This is a genomic window from Salinivibrio sp. PR5, assembly GCF_001996085.1.
Taxonomy (GTDB): Bacteria; Pseudomonadota; Gammaproteobacteria; order Enterobacterales; family Vibrionaceae; genus Salinivibrio; species Salinivibrio proteolyticus.
This window is the reverse complement of record NZ_MUFK01000098.1, coordinates 1-1095: the sequence shown is the minus strand read 5'-3', so window position 1 is coordinate 1095 and position 1095 is coordinate 1. Positions and strand designations below refer to the sequence as shown.

Genomic DNA, 1095 nt, shown 5'->3' with positions numbered 1-1095 from the left:
ATATAGAGTATTAGATATTGTACATTGTGGTGAAGTTGAGGATGAAGAAGGAGATATATATGTACTGAGGGGGGTAGTGATTGCTAAACTTGCAAGCCAGTCGGATATGACCGCTCTTCTTAATAAGTTTAATGTTTCTCATCGTAAGCTTCCGGATAACAAGTTTTCAATTGGATTCAATGTTGCTGATCTAAAATATCAACTAGATGCTCTTCAAGTTCAGGTAGGTAAAGATACGATTAGCCTTTCAGAATTAAGGCAAAAAATCGTATAACAATAAAATTTAATGGTGATTCACAACGTTAGGCACTATCACTTCAAGCAATTTTAGTGTTTATGGCACAATGCTTTAGGCAGGTGGTTAGCATTGTTCACACCTTAATTTGGCGTTAGCTGTAAACTCGGGAATCGAAATGAACGATTACTTAGAAAAGTCTGGAAGAGCTATGTTGGCAGCCTGTCTCACTTATTATAGTGCTAGATCCGCTGAAAAAATGGCGGATTGGCATTGTGTGGGGGAAGACAATGAAGCATGGAAAGGAGGGCCATACTTATCAGCAGGAGCAAACCAGAAGCAAATTGATCGAAGCCATTCTTATTGCTTTAAAACAAGTCGTGAGTTTGGGGTTGTTGCTGGAATTGTAATGGGGTCGAATCCTGAGAGGTCTGAGAATGGCGGGGTTAAAACACCACTCCCGTCCAAAGATATGAATGGATCTAGGGTTGAACCAGTTATATCAAAGTTGGCGATAATCGAGCAGTTTGAGTTGTTTAAAGAGTTTTTAATAACATTTGATGGTCCTTGTAACATAAAAAGGTGTAGTGCTTGGGAAGGCCGAGTCGAAAAAACTGTTCTTGATACAGTGAGGAAGCTCACTAATAGAAGAAATGAGCTTACTCATGATTTTGATCATAAGCTCCCTTCGATGAAAGAGGCTATGGAATATTTCTATTGCTTGCGCCAGATTTCTCTAAATCTATACGAAGCTGATTAACTAATAACAGCAGCTAAAAAATCCATTAAATTCGCTCCTCGCGCCGTTTATAGTGGGCATTAGATTTTAAATAAAGTACAGTGGTTAGGAAAGATAATGA

Annotated in this window: 2 protein-coding genes; both read left to right on the top strand. The window is 38.6% G+C overall.

All coding sequences use genetic code 11. The features are described 5' to 3' along the window. Window positions 1-274 (top strand): hypothetical protein (locus tag BZG82_RS16430; RefSeq protein ID WP_198928572.1); only part of this gene is annotated, 274 nt, incomplete at its 5' end. Window positions 275-413: 139 nt separating this feature from the next. Next, window positions 414-995, top strand: coding sequence for a hypothetical protein (locus BZG82_RS16015; RefSeq protein WP_077766319.1), 582 nt, complete (start codon window positions 414-416; stop codon window positions 993-995). Window positions 996-1095 lie beyond the last annotated feature (100 nt).

What these genes read in the sequence shown, in the direction of transcription:
- BZG82_RS16015 (WP_077766319.1), top strand. Translation starts at nt 414, where the DNA reads ATGAACGATTACTTAGAAAAGTCTGGAAGAGCTATGTTGGCAGCCTGT.